Consider the following 17,038-nt stretch of genomic DNA (forward strand, 5'->3'; position numbering starts at 1 on the left):
TACCTAATCAGTTAGCGCCGCAATTTCGGGCGGGATCTGTTGCGGATGAATGATTTTAACCTGTTTGTGACGACCAAGCTCGCCCTTCTCAATGACGACCTGGCTTTTTGCCACACGGAACTGTTTGCCGAGAAACTTCACCAGATGACTATTGGCTTGCCCATCAACCGGTGGGGCGGTAATGGCGACTTTTAGTTCGTCGCCATGTAAACCTACAATACTGTCACGGCTGGCTTTAGGCTGAATGTAGAGCCGTAAAACCAGACCGTCATCGCAGGGGGTAACGGCACTCATAGCGCCATCCACAGCCCCGGCAGCAGCATGTTACCTGTCGCCTGTAACACTTCTGCGATGCCCATGTTAATGACATACAGCAGCAGAACCAGGATCATTGGCGAGAAATCGATCCCGCCCATGCCTGGAAGTAAGCGACGAATAGGACGCAGCAGCGGATCTGCCAGTTGAATTAGCACGTACTCCACAGGGCTGCGGCCCTGGCTGACCCAGCTCATAATCGCCATCACCAGCAGAACCCAGAAAATCAGCAGTCCGATAGTCTTCAGGACAATCAGCACGGCGGCGATCCAGATGATCGGCTGGAACGTAACCACCTTAAACAGCACGATGGCCTTGATAAAGCTCAGAACGAGCGCAACTAATGCCGATGCGCTGTCAATTGGCCCCATCGGCGGAATGATACGGCGTAACGGCCCGATAATGGGCTGAGTGATTTTCACAATAAACTGCGAGAACGGGTTGTAGAAATCGCAGCGAGACCATTGCATCCACACGCGCAGCAGCAGCGCCATGGTATACAGCTCAATTACCGTTGAGAGCAGGAAGGTCAACGTATTCATGGTGTTCCTTAGTTTTCCTTATTTTTTAGTGTAATCACGAGCACCAAAAATGGCAGTGCCGATGCGCACCATCGTGCTACCCGCCGCAATGGCGGCATCCATATCATCAGACATCCCCAGTGAGAGCGTGTCGATACTTGGGTAGCGTGTTTTCAACCCGGCAAATGCTACCGCCATTTGCTGTGCAACTTCAAACTGCCTTACATAATCTGACTCTGGCGCCGGAATCGCCATCAGACCACGCAGGGTAATGCGTGGCAGCGCGGCGACTTCAGCGGCCAGTGCATCAAGCTCTGCAAGCGGAATACCTGACTTACTGTTCTCATCGCTGATATTAATCTGAATCAACACATTGAGCGGCGGCAGTTCCGCAGGGCGCTGTTCGCTCAGACGGGCAGCGATACGCAGACGATCAATCGTATGGCACCAGTCAAAATGTTCAGCGACCAGACGACTTTTGTTCGACTGCAGCGGACCGATAAAGTGCCACTGCAGATCGTTAACGCCTTTTTCCTGAAAGTAGCGGATCTTATCCACCCCTTCCTGGACATAGTTTTCACCGAAGGCACGCTGCCCTGCGGTCATGGCTTCTTCGATGGCGCTCGCAGGTTTGGTTTTGCTGACTGCAAGCAACATAACTTCTTCTGAAGACCGCCCGCAACGCGTCGCGGCGGCTGAGATTTTGTCCCGGACATGTGCCAGGTTATGCGCGATATCGTTCATTTTCCGAGGATGTTCATATGAATATGGAAGAAATAGTGGCCCTTAGTGTAAAGCATAACGTGTCGGATCTACACCTGTGCAATGCATGGCCTGCGCGCTGGCGCATAGGTGGAAAAGTCGAAATAGCACCATTTACTCCCCCTGACGTGGAGAATCTGCTGATGTGCTGGCTCAGTGAGCAACAACAGGTACAGTGGCGGGAACAGGGGCAAATTGATTTTGCCCTTACGCTGGCGGACTCCCGGCGTCTACGCGCCAGCGCATTTGCTCATCAGCAGGGAACCTCGCTGGCGCTAAGATTGCTACCGCTTGAATGTCCTCGTTTAGACGATCTTCAGACCCCCGAGGCCATACCTGAACTGCTGCACGGTGAAAATGGATTAGTTCTGGTCACTGGAGCCACCGGCAGCGGTAAATCAACCACCCTGGCGGCGATGGTGGAGTACCTTAATCAACATATTGCGGGGCATATTCTGACGCTGGAAGATCCGATTGAATATCGCTACACCAGCCAGCGTTGTCTTATTCAACAGCGGGAGGTGGGCGTACACTGCGCTTCTTTTGCTGCCGGTTTACGCGGCGCGTTACGCGAAGATCCCGACGTCATTTTGCTGGGCGAGCTGCGCGACGTGGAAACTATTCGTTTGGCCTTAACGGCAGCGGAGACCGGGCATCTGGTGTTGGCAACCTTACATACGCGAGGGGCGGCGCAGGCCATCGCGCGGCTGGTGGACACCTTTCCCGCACAGGAGAAAGATCCGGTGCGTAACCAGCTTGCAGACAGCCTGCGGGCGGTACTTTCGCAAAAGCTGGAGGAAGATAAGCAGGGAGGACGCGTGGCGCTATTCGAACTGCTCGTCAACACTCCCGCCGTGGGCAATTTGATCCGCGAAGGGAAAACGCATCAGCTACCCGGTGTGATTCAAACCGGGCAGCAGACAGGTATGCAGACGTTTGCACAAAGTCAGCAGCAGCGCCAGGCGCAGGGGCGACTTTAGTAGCCCTGCTCGAAATAGCTTTCAAGGATAATAACGGCAGAAGCGGAATCTACTTTGCCTTTACTCAACGCCCGGTATCCGCCTTGCTCAAACAGGCCTGAGCGGGCTTCGACGGTGCTCAAACGTTCATCGTGTAGCGTTACGGTTACGCCAAAGCGACCGTGAATGCGGTTAGCGAATTTGCGCGCGCGCGCAGTAAGGGGTTGTTCGGTGCCATCCATGTTGAGCGGCAGGCCGACAATGATTTCGTCCGGCTGCCACTCTTTTAGCAGGCGTTCAATCAAACTCCAGTCTGGCGTGCCGTCCTGTGCTTTGATGGCGGGCAAGGGTCTCGCCGTACCGGTAATGCGTTGACCAACCGCGACGCCGATACTTTTCGTACCAAAATCAAAAGAGAGTAATGTTCCGCTCATCAGGCGTGTCCCGCCACGCCAGGCATGGTCTGAATATCAATCCCGATAAGCTTCGCCGCATCGCGCCAGCGGTCGGCAATCGGCGTTTTAAATAAGATGTTGAGGTCTGCGGGAGCAGTGAGCCAGGCGTTATCCAGTAGCTCTTGTTCCAGTTGACCTTTTTCCCATGATGAATAGCCCAGCGCAACCAGCACTTCGGATGGCTGCTCCTGCGTACCCAGGGTTTCAAGTACATCGCGGGAGGTGGTGATGATAGTGTTATCTGAAATGCGAATACTGGAGGCAAAGCGTGACGGCGGGGTGTGTAGAATAAATCCACGGTCTTCCGCCAGCGGGCCGCCGAGCATCACCGGTTTGTCCAGACGAATGGCAGGATCGCGTGCTTCTGGAGTAATCTTTAGCTTTTCCAGAATCCCTTCAATTTGTAAGTTTTCCAGAGGCTTATTGACGATAATCCCCATTGCTCCGTTCTCATTGTGTTCACAGATATACACCACGGAACGGCGGAAAATCGGATCCTGGAGAGCAGGCATGGCAATTAGAAAGTGATGCTGTAAATTCATTGTCAGAGGTTCTGTTTCCTGGTTCAAAAAAGCAACAGAGCCCAGTATGTGGGCAAAGCGCGAAGATGTCACCCTCTGAAGATAGCTTTGCCGGATGGCGGCTTTGCCTTATCCGGCCTACGGGGTGCGAATGTAGGCCGGATAAGACGCGAAGGCATCGCCATCCGGCAACTTATTTATTTCTGCAAACGTGCCTCGATGGCGTCCATCAGCATACCGGTAATCGAAACCGGGAACTCCGCTTCAATTTCACGAATACAGGTTGGGCTGGTGACGTTAATTTCCGTCAGACGGTCGCCAATGATATCCAGACCGACAAAAATCAAACCTTTTGCTTTCAGCGTTGGCCCAATGCGACGTGCAATTTCCCAGTCGCTGTCGGTTAATGGACGCGGCTCGCCACGACCGCCGGCTGCCAGGTTGCCACGGGTTTCGCCGCCTTGTGGAATACGCGCCAGGCAGTACGGAACGGGTTCGCCATCGACCACCAGCACGCGTTTATCACCGTCTTTAATTGCCGGTAGATAGTTCTGCGCCATGCAATAACGGGTACCGTGCTCGGTCAGCGTTTCGGCAATAACGCCAAGGTTCGGATCGCCTTCCTTGACGCGGAAAATAGATGCACCGCCCATGCCGTCCAGCGGTTTGAGAATGATGTCGCTGTGTTTTTGCCAGAAGGCTTTCAGCTGCGCTTTGTTACGCGTGACCAGCGTTTCCGGCGTCAGGTCGGCAAACCATGCGGTGAACAGCTTCTCGTTACAATCGCGCAGGCTCTGCGGTTTGTTAACGATTAGCGTCCCTTTCTCCTCTGCACGTTCCAGAATATAGGTTGCGTAGATGAACTCGGTATCAAACGGCGGATCCTTACGCATCAGAATGACGTCCAGATCTGCCAGCGGGAGATCCTGCTCGCTATTGAACTCATACCATTTGTCGTAGTTCTGCTCTACGCTCAGGGTACGCGTACGGGCGCGGGCTTCACCGTTGATCAGATAGAGATCGGCCATTTCCATATAATGAATTTCGTAACCGCGACGTTGCGCTTCCAGCAGCATAGCGAAGCTGGAATCTTTCTTGATGTTGATGCTTGCGATGGGATCCATCACGATGCCGAGCTTGATCATTGTTCTTCTCCGTTAGCCCAGATCGCCAAAACGCACCTGTAGCGCGGTGATGGCGGTGAGCGCAGTTGTCTCAGTACGCAGAACGCGAGGTCCTAACAGAATATCAGTAAACTGATACCGTGCGGTCATGGCAATTTCATCTGCCGACAGCCCACCTTCGGGGCCAATCAGCAAGCGGATGCGTTCCACCGGGAGCGGCAGCGTATTGATGCTGGCGCTGGCGCGGGGATGCAGGTTCAGTTTCAGACCTTCATCCTGTTCGGCGCACCACGCTTCCAGATCCATCGCCGGGCGAATTTCAGGCACCCGATTACGACCGCACTGTTCGCAGGCGGCAATGGCGATTTTCTGCCACTGCTGGAGCTTCTTGTTCAGGCGTTCGCTGTCCAGTTTAACGCCGCAGCGCTCAGAAAAAAGTGGCGTAATGAGGCTTACACCCAGTTCAATCGATTTTTGGATAGTAAATTCCATTTTTTCACCCCGCGACATCACCTGGCCCAGGTGGATGTGCAGCGGCGATTCTCGATCGTCGAGTTCAGCGTTAAGCACCTTCACGTCCACGCTTTTCTTACTGGCGTGGGTGATTTCGGCGTAGAATACCTGATTGCTGCCATCAAACAGCTGTAGCGCCTGGCCTGGCCCCATACGCAGTACGCGGCCGATATGGTTGGCTGCATCTTCACACAGTGAAATTTGGCTGCCGGAAGTGAGTGGCTCAGGGTGATAAATGCGAGGAATGCGCATAGTTAAACATCCGCGTCATGGCCCTGGGCTGCAAAAGGCCAGGGCATGGTTAAAAAATATTGCTGCTAGTGTAGGTTAGCTCTTTTGCGCCTGGCAAGCGCGTTGCACATAGGGGTTATGGTTCCCCTGTACCTTCGCAATGCGTTCGTCGCGCTCACACTCCCAATCGGTGACCGGATACTGCTTATTCCAGGCATTAAAAAGCTGAGTTTGCTGGCGGGAGAGCGTCAGGTTGTATTGGTCGCGCATGTAAAAATAGGTACGCGCGATGGCGCCACGGGCGCGGGCTGGCGGCTCGGCAACTTTCTCTTTGAAGTCAACCTTCATGGTGCATTGTCCATATTGGCCTTCACCACCGTTCCACTGGCTGTACATAAAGTTTGCGCGATCGCCATTGACCTCCCCCACCGCGGGCTGCAGGTTATGCATATCGCTTTCCATTTTGCGATAGACCGGATCTTTAGCGCAGTTTTTACGCCCTCCGTCCTGCCAGCACTGGCGCTGATGACCAAATTGCCAGGCGGGGACCACGTGTTCCCATTCAATTCGACTGGCGCGGTTTTCATTTTTTCGCACTTTATAGCCGCAGGATTCGAGGTCAACGACCCCTTTTTTTCCTTGCCAGTTAATTTTACATCCGCAATAGAAATCGCCTGGCGCATCGGCGTTAACTTTAACGCCCGCTGCTTTTGCCTGAGAAAAACTGTTGATGCCTTCGGCTAAAACCGAGCCTGAAAACGCAGCGGCTAACAGGGCCGCAGCAAAAGAAAGATTACGGTACATCACGAACTCCGTGTCAAAACGAGCCCGCAACGTAGCGAAAGTCATTCCTGTATGCAATCAGTTAGATCAGAAAAGTTCCTGATAATTCTGAAGATTATTCTGCAACCAACGGTTCACCGCAGTGGACGCAGCGGTAGGTGGCTTCGCCGCGTACAACGCGGTTATGGCGGCGGACGGTCAGTTGGTGTTCCTGACACTTACAGCGGTATGTAAAGGTCTTACGCTGCACGGATTGCAGCTCAAACTGATGCGTGCGCCGGGCCGGTACGCCCAGCACGCTCTCCATCATCCATTTCCACTCTTTCCCGTGCGGCGGTACGCGGCCAAAGTGTTTCCACACCAGTAGATGCGCCAGTTCATGGAGCACCACTTCGTTAACGAACGCGTCAACATTCTCCATCAGCAAAACTGGATTAAGACGAATTTCGTAGGTTTGTAGCCACGCGGTACCCGCGGCAGTTCCGCGCTGTTGGTAAACCAGCTTTGGTTCCGGGTATTGGCGTTCGAGCTTGAGATTGGCCTGTGCGAGTTTTTCCCGCAGGCTGCGCATAACGGCTTGCTGGATGGCGATCGGGAGACGGGAGGTTTTCATAACGCCAGAGGATAGTGCGACAGGGAAGGGACTGCAAGAGGAAGGCTCCCTCCCACGGGGGAGGAAGCCTAACGAGATTAGTCGTGTGCGCCAATTTCGCGCAGTTTACGACCTTTCATCAGGTTACGTTCAATGTGTTCCAGAGAGACGTTTTTAGTTTCAGGGATCAGCCACAGGGTCAGGAAGATGAACAGTACGTTCAGGCCACCGTAGACCCAGAAGGTGTTGGCGCTGCCCAGCGAGTTCAGCATCGTCAGGAAGGTTGCGCCGACAATCATGTTGGCAATCCAGTTAGTTGCGGTAGAGCAGGTGATGCCGAAATCGCGGCCTTTCAGCGGCTGGATTTCAGAGCACAGTACCCAAATCAGCGGGCCGGCGCTCATCGCAAAGCCAACGATAAACATTAGCAGCATCAGCACTGCGAAGTATTGTGCGGCTGGCGAGTGAATACCCACGTGCATCATTGTACCCAGCACGCCCATACCGACGGCCATGACGATAAAGCCGAGGATCAGCGTAGGTTTTCGGCCCCAGCGGTCAACCAGGCCAATGGCGATAAAGGTTGCCAGCACGTTGGTCAGACCGACAATAACGGTCCCCCACATCTGTTCGGTGGTGTTGGTGTAACCCGCCAGCTCAAAGATTTTTGGCGCGTAATACATAATGACGTTCATCCCGGTGAACTGCTGCATCACCTGTAACAGAACGCCAAGGAAAACTGCGCGGCGGAAGTTGCTGTTTTCTTTAAACAGCGCCCAGCCGCTCTGCTTCACTTGCAGGCTTTCACGAATTTCATCCAGCTCGCGTTTGGCTTCAGCGCTGGTGTCACGCAGACGCAACAGAACGCGTTCGGCATCGACAAAACGACGTTTAGCCGCAAACCAACGCGGGCTGTCCGGCAGGAAGATGACGCCAACCAGCAGTAACAGGGCAGGGATGATGATCACGCCCAGCATCCAGCGCCATGCGCCGCTGTAGCTAAACGCCGTATCGGAAAGATACGCACCTAAAATACCGATAGTGATCATTAACTGATACATAGAAATCATGCTGCCGCGAATTTTTTCCGGGGCGATTTCGGACAAGTACAACGGTGCGGTATAAGACGCAACGCCGACTGCCAGGCCGAGCAGCACGCGGGAAACCAGCAGCACTTCAACGTTTGGCGCTGCGGCGGAGAACAGCGAACCGGCAACAAACAGGATTGCGCCGATCATCAGGCTTTTTTTACGCCCCAGCTTAAAGGAGAGCCAACCGCTGCCGACGGCGCCCACTGCCGCACCAAACATCATGGAACTCACCACCCATTCCTGAGTGTGTGGGGTAATTTGGAACTCGTCGGTGATGAATGGTAAAGCACCGGCAATAACACCGATATCCAAGCCAAAAAGTAATCCAGCCAGGGCTGCCAGGAAGCAGACAAAAAATGTCATGGCTTTGTTGGAATGCCCCGTTTTTTTATTGTCAGGCATGATGCCCTCCGTTGGGTAGCTAGTTTTGTTGATGTTAAGGGTAGGTGAGTACGGGGTAAAAAAATGCGAATCACATCACATTAGTGTAATCGGTTACACTAACATTCATGTGGATTATTGCTTAATGAATTGAAAGTTAACATTATTTATTATTATAGAGTAAAGTTGATTGGCTGATTTTAAGACAATGCTGAAATATGATGTAACAGTGATGCAATGCTGGTAACGAAGAGATGTGAATTCAAGGTAGATAGAAATACTGTGCTATGTAATCGCTTTCATTTGTTGTTGAAGCAAATGAAATTAGCGTGGTTATAGCGATGGGGGATGGGAAAGCAAATGACATAAAAAAGACCAGCACGAGGCTGGTCTTCATAAGCGTTGAGCCGTAGGGGTATTACTTCAGACCGGCAGCTTCACGCAGCAGGGCGGCTTTGTCGGTTTTTTCCCATGGGAAATGTTCGCGACCAAAGTGACCGTAAGCAGCGGTTTCTTTGTAAATCGGGTGCAGCAGATCCAGCATCTGAATCAGGCCATACGGGCGCAGGTCGAAGAACTCACGCACCAGCAGGGTCAGCTGTTCTGAAGGCACTTTTTCAGTACCGAACGTTTCCACCATGATAGAGGTCGGTTCAGCCACGCCGATTGCGTAGGAAACCTGAATCTCACAACGGTCAGCCAGGCCAGCGGCAACGATGTTTTTCGCTACGTAGCGGGCTGCATAAGCTGCGGAACGGTCAACTTTAGACGGATCCTTACCAGAGAATGCGCCGCCGCCGTGACGGGCCATGCCGCCGTAGGTATCAACGATGATTTTACGACCCGTCAGACCGCAGTCACCCATTGGACCACCGATAACGAAACGACCAGTTGGGTTGATGAAGAACTTGGTTGAAGCTGTCAGCCATTCAGTCGGCAGTACCGGTTTGATGATCTCTTCCATAACGGCTTCTTGCAGCGATTTCTGATCGATATCTTCAGAGTGCTGAGTCGACAGAACAACCGCATCGATACCGACGATTTTACCGTCGTCATACTGGAAGGTTACCTGGCTTTTTGCATCCGGGCGCAGCCAGGATAAGGTGCCGTTTTTACGCACTTCAGCCTGACGCTGCACCAGACGGTGAGCATAGGTAATCGGGGCTGGCATCAGCACGTCGGTTTCGTTGGTTGCATAACCAAACATCAGACCCTGGTCGCCTGCGCCCTGTTCCAGCGGATCCGCACGGTCAACACCCTGGTTGATGTCCGGAGACTGTTTACCAATCGCGCTCAGTACCGCACAAGAGTTGGCATCAAAGCCCATGTCGGAATGCACATAGCCAATTTCGCGAACCGTGTTACGGGTGATCTCTTCGATATCAACCCATGCGCTGGTGGTGATCTCACCGCCAACTAAAACCATACCGGTTTTGACGTAGGTTTCGCAGGCAACGCGTGCTTTCGGATCCTGCTCCAGGATTGCATCCAGCACGGCATCAGAGATTTGGTCAGCGATTTTGTCAGGATGCCCTTCTGATACGGACTCGGACGTAAAAAGGTGTTTTGCCATATTTAATTTCACCTAAGGAGAATGTAGTTAGCTCAAACTGTCGAGTGGAATAGCCATGTGTAGAAGATTCTACCATGAGTCTGCAGATGACGGACACTGGCAGTCTGAGTGTTAATCGGTATAGATGGATTAACATCTGGACGGCTATTTTAAGGCGGTTCTGCGCCTGATTTCCAGCTTTTTTTGATTGAGCTCGCATTGTACTGAAAATGTAACTGGAAATTTTTCCTGACGGTGCTGGCAATGCGCGTATTTATCTTTTGCTTTTTCGTACTGTTGTCGGTATAAAACGCGGCGCGCGGCTTATATCCGTCATACTTCAAGTTGCATGTGCGTTGGCAATACTCGCCCAGTCACTTACTCCTGTAAGCACCCGGGGATTCACTGCGTTGCCGCCTTCCCGCAACTCGATTTATTGAGGATAGACAAAAAAGCACACGACGTTTTCATCGTGTTGCCACTTCCAGCCGGGTTAAAACTTTAGCTTTGGCTTGTGGGTTCGTTCCGTCAGGAGCAACCGTGGAGGTGATACGAGATAATGAACCGTTGTATTCTGCTGAATCTGTCGCACCGTTCTGGTGTACATATGTCCCCCGCAATCTGCATCTTGCATACCTGCCGATGTTATACCCATCTCGGCGCTTCTCAGGACTCCAGGGCCGGCAACGGTCACTAAGAACTGAACAAGGGCGCTCTTGGTAAACAAGAGTTTTCTCGTGGTTTCGCCGAACCGTCAGCATTAAGTTCGGTTACGTGTTTACATTGATATGAAAAAGAAACCGGTCGCACAGTCGGAGCGTCAGCACTATCTGCTGGAAATTCTGCCTGTATTTGGGTTGTTATCGCGTCTTCGGATTGCGATAGTAGTCAACTGTTTTACACTTGTTAATAAAATTTGAGGTTCGCTATGTCTGACGACATTTCTTTGGGTTCGCCTTCGTCAGCAGGCGAACACGGTGTACTACGCTCCATGCAGGAGGTTGCAATGAGTTCCCAGGAAGCCAGCAAGATGCTGCGTACTTACAATATTGCCTGGTGGGGTAATAACTACTATGACGTCAATGAACTGGGCCACATCAGCGTGTGCCCGGATCCCGACGTACCAGAAGCGCGCGTTGACCTTGCTGAGTTGGTGAAAGCCCGTGAAGCGCAGGGCCAGCGTTTGCCTGCATTGTTCTGCTTCCCGCAGATCCTGCAACACCGTCTGCGTTCGATTAACGCCGCGTTTAAGCGCGCCCGTGAGTCTTACGGCTACAACGGTGACTATTTCCTCGTTTACCCGATCAAGGTTAACCAGCACCGTCGCGTGATTGAATCGCTGATCCACTCCGGCGAACCGCTGGGGCTGGAAGCCGGTTCTAAAGCTGAACTGATGGCCGTTCTGGCTCATGCCGGAATGACCCGCAGCGTGATCGTGTGTAACGGCTATAAAGACCGCGAATACATCCGCCTGGCGCTAATTGGCGAAAAGATGGGCCATAAGATCTATCTGGTCATCGAGAAGATGTCTGAAATCGCTATCGTGCTGGATGAAGCTGAACGACTGAATGTTGTTCCGCGTCTGGGCGTGCGTGCGCGTCTGGCGTCGCAAGGGTCCGGCAAATGGCAGTCCTCCGGCGGAGAGAAATCGAAATTCGGCCTGGCGGCAAACCAGGTGCTGCAACTGGTAGAAATGCTGCGCGAGCGCGGTCGTCTGGACAGTATTCAGTTGCTGCACTTCCACCTCGGCTCACAGATGGCGAACATTCGTGATATTGCCACCGGCGTACGTGAGTCGGCGCGTTTCTACGTTGAGCTGCACAAGCTTGGCGTAAATATCCAGTGCTTCGACGTGGGCGGTGGCCTGGGCGTGGACTACGAAGGTACCCGTTCGCAGTCTGACTGCTCCGTAAACTACGGCCTGAACGAATACGCGAACAACATCATCTGGGCCATTGGCGACGCCTGTGAAGAGCACGGTCTGCCGCACCCGACGGTAATTACCGAATCCGGTCGCGCTGTTACCGCGCATCATACCGTGCTGGTGTCTAACATTATCGGCGTTGAGCGTAGCGAGCATACCGAAGCAACGCCTCCGGCTGACGATGCGCCGCGTGCCCTGCAAAGCATGTGGGAAACCTGGCAAGAGATGCATGAGCCGGGAACCCGTCGTTCGCTGCGTGAATGGCTGCACGACAGCCAGATGGATCTGCACGATATTCACGTTGGGTATTCTTCAGGCACCTTTAGCCTGCAGGAACGCGCGTGGGCAGAACAGCTCTATCTGAACATGTGTCACGATGTGCAAAAACAACTCGACCCGAGCAACCGCGCGCACCGTCCGATTATCGACGAGTTGCAGGAGCGTATGGCGGATAAGATTTACGTCAACTTCTCGCTGTTCCAGTCGATGCCGGATGCGTGGGGGATCGATCAGCTGTTCCCGGTGATGCCGCTGGAAGGGCTGAACAAGGCTCCTGAGCGCCGTGCGGTGCTGCTGGATATCACCTGTGACTCTGATGGCGCTATCGACCACTATGTTGATGGTGACGGCATTGCGACCACCATGCCGATGCCGGAATACGACCCGGAGAACCCGCCGATGCTGGGCTTCTTTATGGTGGGTGCGTACCAGGAGATCCTTGGCAACATGCACAACCTGTTCGGTGATACTGAAGCGGTTGACGTGTTCGTCTTCCCTGACGGCAGCGTGGAAGTTGAGCTGTCTGACGAAGGGGATACCGTGGCGGATATGCTGCAATACGTGCAGTTGGATCCGAACACCCTGCTAACTCAGTTCCGTGACCAGGTGAAAAACACCGATCTGGATACCGAGTTGCAGCAGCAGTTCCTCGAAGAGTTTGAGGCAGGTCTGTACGGATATACCTATCTCGAAGACGAGTAATGCTGTTGGGGTTCGCTTGAACCTGAGCAAATTAACGGCGATAATTCGCCTATACAAGTAGTCACGTAAATCAATCCCTTCCTCGTCGGGCTTAACGACGCGGAGGGGATTTTTTTTCACCGATTTTAAAAGAGGTCAGTACATGAGCACCTTAGGTCATCAATACGACAACTCCCTGGTTTCTAACGCCTTTGGTTTTTTGCGTCTGCCGATGAACTTCATGCCGTACGACAGCGACGCCGATTGGGTGATCACCGGCGTACCGTTTGATATGGCAACGTCTGGCCGCGCGGGCGGTCGTCATGGTCCGGCTGCGATCCGTCAGGTTTCCACTAACCTGGCGTGGGAACACAATCGCTTTCCGTGGGACTTCGATATGCGCGAGCGCCTGAACGTGGTGGACTGCGGCGATCTGGTTTATGCGTTCGGTGATGCCCGTGAAATGAGTGAAAAACTGCAGGCGCATGCTGAGAAGTTGCTTTCTGCCGGTAAGCGCATGCTCTCTTTCGGCGGTGACCACTTCGTCACGCTGCCGCTCCTGCGCGCGCATGCTAAACACTTTGGTAAAATGGCGCTGGTACACTTTGATGCCCACACCGACACCTACGCTAACGGCTGTGAATTCGACCACGGTACCATGTTCTACACTGCGCCGAACGAAGGTCTGATCGATCCGAATCACTCTGTGCAGATCGGTATTCGTACAGAGTTCGACAAAGATAACGGCTTTACCGTGCTGGATGCTTGCCAGGTGAACGATCGCGGCGTAGATGACATCATCGCCCAGGTTAAGCAGATTGTTGGTGATATGCCGGTGTATCTGACCTTTGATATCGACTGCCTCGATCCGGCGTTTGCTCCAGGAACCGGTACGCCCGTGATTGGCGGTCTGACTTCCGATCGCGCGATCAAGCTGGTACGTGGTCTGAAAGATCTGAATATCGTCGGGATGGATGTGGTGGAAGTGGCTCCGGCCTACGATCAGTCAGAGATCACCGCGCTGGCGGCGGCTACGCTGGCACTGGAAATGCTGTATATCCAGGCGGCGAAGAAAGGCGAATAACGGGTTTCGGACTATTTTGCCGGATGTCGCTGACGCTAGTCCGGCCTACATTATTGCTGAATTTGTAGGCCAGATAAGGCGTTCACGCCGCCATCCGGCACTGTTCGAGGATTATTTTATCCCGTCTGCGCTCATGCGATCGCGAATGTGTTGCGCACGTTCTGCAGATGCCGGGTGATCGTCAAACATTGAGCTTTGGCGTCCTGCTTCCAGTTTAGCCAGTTTCTCAAAGCTGGTGGCCAGGCCTGCCGGATTGATCCCACGTTTGCGCAACAAATCATACGAGTAATCATCCGCTTCGGATTCCTGACGCTGGGAGAACTGCGAGTTCACCAGTTTCTCGCCAAGATCGCCCAATTGCGACTGCGACAGGCTGCCGACAATGCCGCCAGCGGAAGCCGCTGCTGCACGTACGGCGTTAGTGCCCAGCGCGACCTGCATGCCTTTTTTCACGTGACCCAGCGCGACGTGGCCCATTTCGTGGCCGATCACCGCTTCGACTTCGTTATCGGTCATCATGTCCATCAGGCCGCTGTACACGCGGATACAACCGTTCGCCATGGCAAAGGCATTCACATCTTTCGCCATATAGACTTTGTAGTTCACCGGCTGGCCGTTAATGTTGTCGCCAAGCGCGGCGGCGATTTTGCCAAGACGCGTTGCGTACTCGCTGCTGGCAGGGGCGATAGTAGCCTTGCTGTCCATATCTTTACAGGCCTGATCGCTCAGCGCTTTTACCTGAGTATCGCTCAGACTATAGGCCTGAAAAGCCTCTGCGCCAGAAGAAAGCAGTCCGTTTGAGTCCATGTTCTGGCAGCCGGTCAATGCCGCCGCCATGCTCGTAGCAAGCAGTAAAGCGCGAATTTTCATTTTTTCTCTTCCGCACAAAGTCAGGATTTTTCTAAAAAATGCGTCGTTTGCAGGTAAACCGACGCTCGGCCTTAGTATAAAGAAAAGAACATTCAGCGGGCGAGAAGATTGCGCAACTTGCGCGCATGATCCAGAGATTTCTGAAGCGGTAAAAGGATGCTCCATGTACATGACACGCGGCTTGGGTTACATTGTTGGCACTTTTTTCCGGCGTAGCCCAAAACGCGCTGTCGTCAAGTCGTTAAGGGCTCAGCCTTCATTATCCGATCTGGAGTCAAAATGTCCTCACGTAAAGAGCTTGCCAATGCTATTCGTGCGCTGAGCATGGACGCAGTACAGAAAGCCAAATCCGGTCACCCGGGTGCCCCGATGGGTATGGCTGACATTGCCGAAGTCCTGTGGCGTGATTTCCTGAACCACAACCCGACTAACCCGTCCTGGGCTGACCGTGACCGCTTCGTGCTGTCCAACGGCCACGGCTCCATGCTGATTTACAGCCTGCTGCACCTCACCGGCTACGATCTGCCGATGTCCGAGCTGCAGAACTTCCGTCAGCTGCATTCCAAAACGCCGGGTCACCCGGAAGTGGGTTACACCGCGGGTGTTGAAACCACTACCGGTCCTCTGGGTCAGGGCATTGCGAATGCTGTGGGTATGGCTATCGCCGAAAAAACGCTGGCGGCGCAGTTTAACCGTCCTGGTCACGACATCGTTGACCACTTCACCTATGCTTTCATGGGCGACGGCTGCATGATGGAAGGTATCTCTCACGAGGTATGTTCCCTGGCCGGTACGCTGAAGCTGGGTAAACTGGTAGCGTTCTACGATGACAACGGCATCTCTATCGATGGCCACGTTGAAGGCTGGTTCACCGATGACACCGCTAAGCGTTTCGAAGCTTACGGCTGGCACGTGGTTCGTGGCGTTGATGGTCACGATGCTGACGCGATTAAGCGCGCAGTTGAAGAAGCTCGCGCTGTGACCGACAAACCGTCCCTGCTGATGTGCAAAACCATCATCGGTTTCGGTTCCCCGAATAAAGCCGGTACCCACGACTCTCACGGTGCGCCGCTGGGTGATGCAGAAATCGCACTGACCCGCGAACAGCTGGGCTGGAAATACGCGCCGTTTGAGATTCCGTCTGAAATCTACGCGCAGTGGGATGCGAAAGAAGCAGGCCAGGCAAAAGAAGCTGCATGGAACGAGAAGTTCGCTGCTTATGCGAAAGCCTTCCCGCAGGAAGCCGCTGAATTCACCCGTCGTATGAAAGGTGAAATGCCGTCTGACTTCGACGCAAAAGCGAACGAGTTCATCGCTAAGCTGCAGGCTAACCCGGCGAAAATCGCCAGCCGTAAAGCGTCTCAGAACGCGATTGAGGCGTTTGGTCCTCTGCTGCCTGAATTCCTCGGTGGCTCCGCTGACCTGGCACCAAGTAACCTGACTCTGTGGTCTGGTTCTAAAGCTATCAACGAAGATACTGCCGGTAACTACATCCATTACGGTGTACGTGAATTCGGTATGACCGCTATCGCTAACGGTATCTCCCTGCACGGTGGCTTCCTGCCGTACACCTCCACCTTCCTGATGTTTGTGGAATATGCCCGTAACGCGGTGCGTATGGCTGCGCTGATGAAACAGCGTCAGGTGATGGTCTATACCCACGACTCCATCGGTCTGGGCGAAGATGGCCCGACTCACCAGCCGGTAGAGCAGGTAGCTTCGCTGCGTGTGACCCCGAACATGAGCACCTGGCGTCCGTGTGACCAGGTTGAATCTGCCGTTGCATGGAAATACGGTGTAGAGCGTCAGGACGGTCCGACCGCGCTGATCCTCTCCCGCCAGAACCTGGCACAGCAGGAACGTACCGAAGAGCAGCTGGCGAACATCGCGCGCGGTGGTTACGTGCTGAAAGATTGCGCCGGTCAGCCGGAACTGATCTTCATCGCTACCGGTTCTGAAGTTGAGCTGGCTGTGGCTGCCTGGGACAAACTGACCGCTGAAGGCGTTAAAGCGCGCGTGGTTTCCATGCCGTCTACCGACGCGTTCGACAAACAGGATGCCGCTTATCGCGAGTCCGTACTGCCGAAAGCTGTTTCCGCACGTGTTGCAGTGGAAGCGGGTATCGCAGACTACTGGTTCAAATACGTGGGCCTGAACGGCGCTATCGTTGGTATGACTACCTTTGGTGAGTCTGCACCGGCTGAGCTGCTGTTTGAAGAGTTTGGCTTCACTGTCGACAACGTTGTCGCGAAAGCAAAAGAACTGCTGTAATTTTGATTACAGGTGAAAACGGGTCGCTTATGCGGCCCGTTTTTTTAAAGTAATTAAATTTATTTGGTCGTGTGCAACCCGAAAATGTAGATTTGCATCACAAATATGATATTTAGCGATGTTTTATAT

The 17,038-nt window shown here is 53.5% G+C and carries 18 protein-coding genes; 6 read left to right on the forward strand and 12 right to left on the reverse strand.

Going from position 1 to position 17,038, the window contains the following annotated elements; all coding sequences use genetic code 11:
* Window positions 1-3: 3 nt before the first annotated feature.
* The 3 genes from yggU to OGV75_RS07700 are packed head-to-tail and all read right to left on the reverse strand — an operon-like array spanning window position 4 to window position 1,580.
* Window positions 4-294, reverse strand: coding sequence for a DUF167 family protein YggU (yggU, locus tag OGV75_RS07690; RefSeq protein WP_005123286.1), 291 nt, complete (start codon window positions 292-294; stop codon window positions 4-6).
* Entirely contained in the window at window positions 291-857 is a 567-nt protein-coding gene (locus tag OGV75_RS07695; RefSeq protein ID WP_016154401.1) for a YggT family protein, read from the reverse strand. Before OGV75_RS07695 ends, yggU begins: the two co-directional genes overlap by 4 nt.
* 18 nt (window positions 858-875) lie before the next feature.
* On the reverse strand, window positions 876-1,580 hold the full coding sequence (locus tag OGV75_RS07700) for a YggS family pyridoxal phosphate-dependent enzyme (protein WP_016154400.1): 705 nt from the start codon (window positions 1,578-1,580) through the stop codon (window positions 876-878).
* Between the two features lie 17 nt (window positions 1,581-1,597).
* Between OGV75_RS07700 and OGV75_RS07705 the strand changes: the two genes are divergently transcribed.
* Window positions 1,598-2,578: a type IV pilus twitching motility protein PilT gene (locus tag OGV75_RS07705; RefSeq protein ID WP_047357838.1), complete on the forward strand. Its 981-nt coding sequence runs from the start codon at window positions 1,598-1,600 to the stop codon at window positions 2,576-2,578.
* On the opposite strand, the gene ruvX is transcribed toward OGV75_RS07705, so the two are convergent.
* The 8 genes from ruvX to metK form a co-directional block, all read right to left on the reverse strand.
* Window positions 2,575-2,991, reverse strand: coding sequence for a Holliday junction resolvase RuvX (gene ruvX / locus OGV75_RS07710; protein WP_016154396.1), 417 nt, complete (start codon window positions 2,989-2,991; stop codon window positions 2,575-2,577). The two genes, OGV75_RS07705 and ruvX, sit on opposite strands and share 4 nt — an antisense overlap.
* Window positions 2,991-3,554 carry a YqgE/AlgH family protein gene (locus OGV75_RS07715; RefSeq protein WP_016154395.1) on the reverse strand — a complete coding sequence of 188 codons (564 nt, stop codon included), beginning with the start codon at window positions 3,552-3,554 and terminating at the stop codon, window positions 2,991-2,993. The genes ruvX and OGV75_RS07715 overlap by 1 nt, the downstream gene beginning before the upstream one ends.
* Before the next feature lie 176 nt (window positions 3,555-3,730).
* Window positions 3,731-4,678: a glutathione synthase gene (gshB, locus tag OGV75_RS07720; RefSeq protein ID WP_016154394.1), complete on the reverse strand. Its 948-nt coding sequence runs from the start codon at window positions 4,676-4,678 to the stop codon at window positions 3,731-3,733.
* Window positions 4,679-4,690: 12 nt separating this feature from the next.
* Entirely contained in the window at window positions 4,691-5,422 is a 732-nt protein-coding gene (gene rsmE, locus OGV75_RS07725; protein ID WP_080859198.1) for a 16S rRNA (uracil(1498)-N(3))-methyltransferase, read from the reverse strand.
* 75 nt (window positions 5,423-5,497) lie between these two features.
* Window positions 5,498-6,205, reverse strand: a complete 708-nt coding sequence (endA, locus tag OGV75_RS07730) for a deoxyribonuclease I (protein ID WP_016154392.1) — start codon at window positions 6,203-6,205, stop codon at window positions 5,498-5,500.
* Window positions 6,206-6,299: 94 nt separating this feature from the next.
* Window positions 6,300-6,797, reverse strand: a complete 498-nt coding sequence (locus tag OGV75_RS07735; protein ID WP_286480510.1) for a SprT family zinc-dependent metalloprotease — start codon at window positions 6,795-6,797, stop codon at window positions 6,300-6,302.
* Window positions 6,798-6,874: 77 nt separating this feature from the next.
* Complete coding sequence (galP, locus tag OGV75_RS07740; protein ID WP_016154390.1) at window positions 6,875-8,269, reverse strand: galactose/proton symporter; 1,395 nt, start codon at window positions 8,267-8,269, stop codon at window positions 6,875-6,877.
* Between the two features lie 397 nt (window positions 8,270-8,666).
* The gene (gene metK, locus OGV75_RS07745) at window positions 8,667-9,821 is read right to left on the reverse strand and encodes a methionine adenosyltransferase (protein ID WP_003027071.1); all 1,155 of its coding nucleotides are present in this window, start codon (window positions 9,819-9,821) and stop codon (window positions 8,667-8,669) included.
* Between the two features lie 538 nt (window positions 9,822-10,359).
* On the opposite strand from metK, the gene yqgG reads away from it, so the two are divergent.
* The 4 genes from yqgG to speB all read left to right on the forward strand — a co-directional run bounded on the left by yqgG (window position 10,360) and on the right by speB (window position 13,768).
* The gene (gene yqgG / locus OGV75_RS07750) at window positions 10,360-10,497 is read left to right on the forward strand and encodes a small protein YqgG (RefSeq protein ID WP_269149342.1); all 138 of its coding nucleotides are present in this window, start codon (window positions 10,360-10,362) and stop codon (window positions 10,495-10,497) included.
* 91 nt (window positions 10,498-10,588) lie between these two features.
* Entirely contained in the window at window positions 10,589-10,720 is a 132-nt protein-coding gene (gene yqgB, locus OGV75_RS07755) for an acid stress response protein YqgB (RefSeq protein ID WP_049041971.1), read from the forward strand.
* Window positions 10,721-10,728: 8 nt separating this feature from the next.
* Window positions 10,729-12,705 carry a biosynthetic arginine decarboxylase gene (gene speA / locus OGV75_RS07760; protein WP_016154389.1) on the forward strand — a complete coding sequence of 659 codons (1,977 nt, stop codon included), beginning with the start codon at window positions 10,729-10,731 and terminating at the stop codon, window positions 12,703-12,705.
* Between the two features lie 142 nt (window positions 12,706-12,847).
* Window positions 12,848-13,768: an agmatinase gene (speB, locus tag OGV75_RS07765; protein WP_016154388.1), complete on the forward strand. Its 921-nt coding sequence runs from the start codon at window positions 12,848-12,850 to the stop codon at window positions 13,766-13,768.
* 111 nt (window positions 13,769-13,879) lie between these two features.
* Here the strand turns inward: speB and loiP are convergent, their stop codons facing one another.
* Window positions 13,880-14,638 (reverse strand): metalloprotease LoiP, encoded by a 759-nt coding sequence (gene loiP, locus OGV75_RS07770; protein WP_016154387.1) that lies wholly within the window; start codon window positions 14,636-14,638, stop codon window positions 13,880-13,882.
* 279 nt (window positions 14,639-14,917) lie between these two features.
* Between loiP and tkt the strand changes: the two genes are divergently transcribed.
* Window positions 14,918-16,909 carry a transketolase gene (gene tkt / locus OGV75_RS07775; RefSeq protein WP_016154386.1) on the forward strand — a complete coding sequence of 664 codons (1,992 nt, stop codon included), beginning with the start codon at window positions 14,918-14,920 and terminating at the stop codon, window positions 16,907-16,909.
* Window positions 16,910-17,038: the final 129 nt, after the last annotated feature.

The sequence above is a fragment of the Citrobacter sp. Cb028 genome, from assembly GCF_030336705.1.
Taxonomy (GTDB): domain Bacteria; phylum Pseudomonadota; class Gammaproteobacteria; order Enterobacterales; family Enterobacteriaceae; genus Citrobacter; species Citrobacter braakii.

Bases quoted from the DNA above. Each gene is read 5' to 3' on its own strand.
- yggU (WP_005123286.1), bottom strand. From the start codon at position 294: ATGAGTGCCGTTACCCCCTGCGATGACGGTCTGGTTTTACGGCTCTAC.
- OGV75_RS07695 (WP_016154401.1), bottom strand. From the start codon at position 857: ATGAATACGTTGACCTTCCTGCTCTCAACGGTAATTGAGCTGTATACC.
- OGV75_RS07700 (WP_016154400.1), bottom strand. From the start codon at position 1,580: ATGAACGATATCGCGCATAACCTGGCACATGTCCGGGACAAAATCTCA.
- OGV75_RS07705 (WP_047357838.1), top strand. From the start codon at position 1,598: ATGAATATGGAAGAAATAGTGGCCCTTAGTGTAAAGCATAACGTGTCG.
- ruvX (WP_016154396.1), bottom strand. From the start codon at position 2,991: ATGAGCGGAACATTACTCTCTTTTGATTTTGGTACGAAAAGTATCGGC.
- OGV75_RS07715 (WP_016154395.1), bottom strand. From the start codon at position 3,554: ATGAATTTACAGCATCACTTTCTAATTGCCATGCCTGCTCTCCAGGAT.
- gshB (WP_016154394.1), bottom strand. From the start codon at position 4,678: ATGATCAAGCTCGGCATCGTGATGGATCCCATCGCAAGCATCAACATC.
- rsmE (WP_080859198.1), bottom strand. From the start codon at position 5,422: ATGCGCATTCCTCGCATTTATCACCCTGAGCCACTCACTTCCGGCAGC.
- endA (WP_016154392.1), bottom strand. From the start codon at position 6,205: ATGTACCGTAATCTTTCTTTTGCTGCGGCCCTGTTAGCCGCTGCGTTT.
- OGV75_RS07735 (WP_286480510.1), bottom strand. From the start codon at position 6,797: ATGAAAACCTCCCGTCTCCCGATCGCCATCCAGCAAGCCGTTATGCGC.
- galP (WP_016154390.1), bottom strand. From the start codon at position 8,269: ATGCCTGACAATAAAAAAACGGGGCATTCCAACAAAGCCATGACATTT.
- metK (WP_003027071.1), bottom strand. From the start codon at position 9,821: ATGGCAAAACACCTTTTTACGTCCGAGTCCGTATCAGAAGGGCATCCT.
- yqgG (WP_269149342.1), top strand. From the start codon at position 10,360: ATGAACCGTTGTATTCTGCTGAATCTGTCGCACCGTTCTGGTGTACAT.
- yqgB (WP_049041971.1), top strand. From the start codon at position 10,589: ATGAAAAAGAAACCGGTCGCACAGTCGGAGCGTCAGCACTATCTGCTG.
- speA (WP_016154389.1), top strand. From the start codon at position 10,729: ATGTCTGACGACATTTCTTTGGGTTCGCCTTCGTCAGCAGGCGAACAC.
- speB (WP_016154388.1), top strand. From the start codon at position 12,848: ATGAGCACCTTAGGTCATCAATACGACAACTCCCTGGTTTCTAACGCC.
- loiP (WP_016154387.1), bottom strand. From the start codon at position 14,638: ATGAAAATTCGCGCTTTACTGCTTGCTACGAGCATGGCGGCGGCATTG.
- tkt (WP_016154386.1), top strand. From the start codon at position 14,918: ATGTCCTCACGTAAAGAGCTTGCCAATGCTATTCGTGCGCTGAGCATG.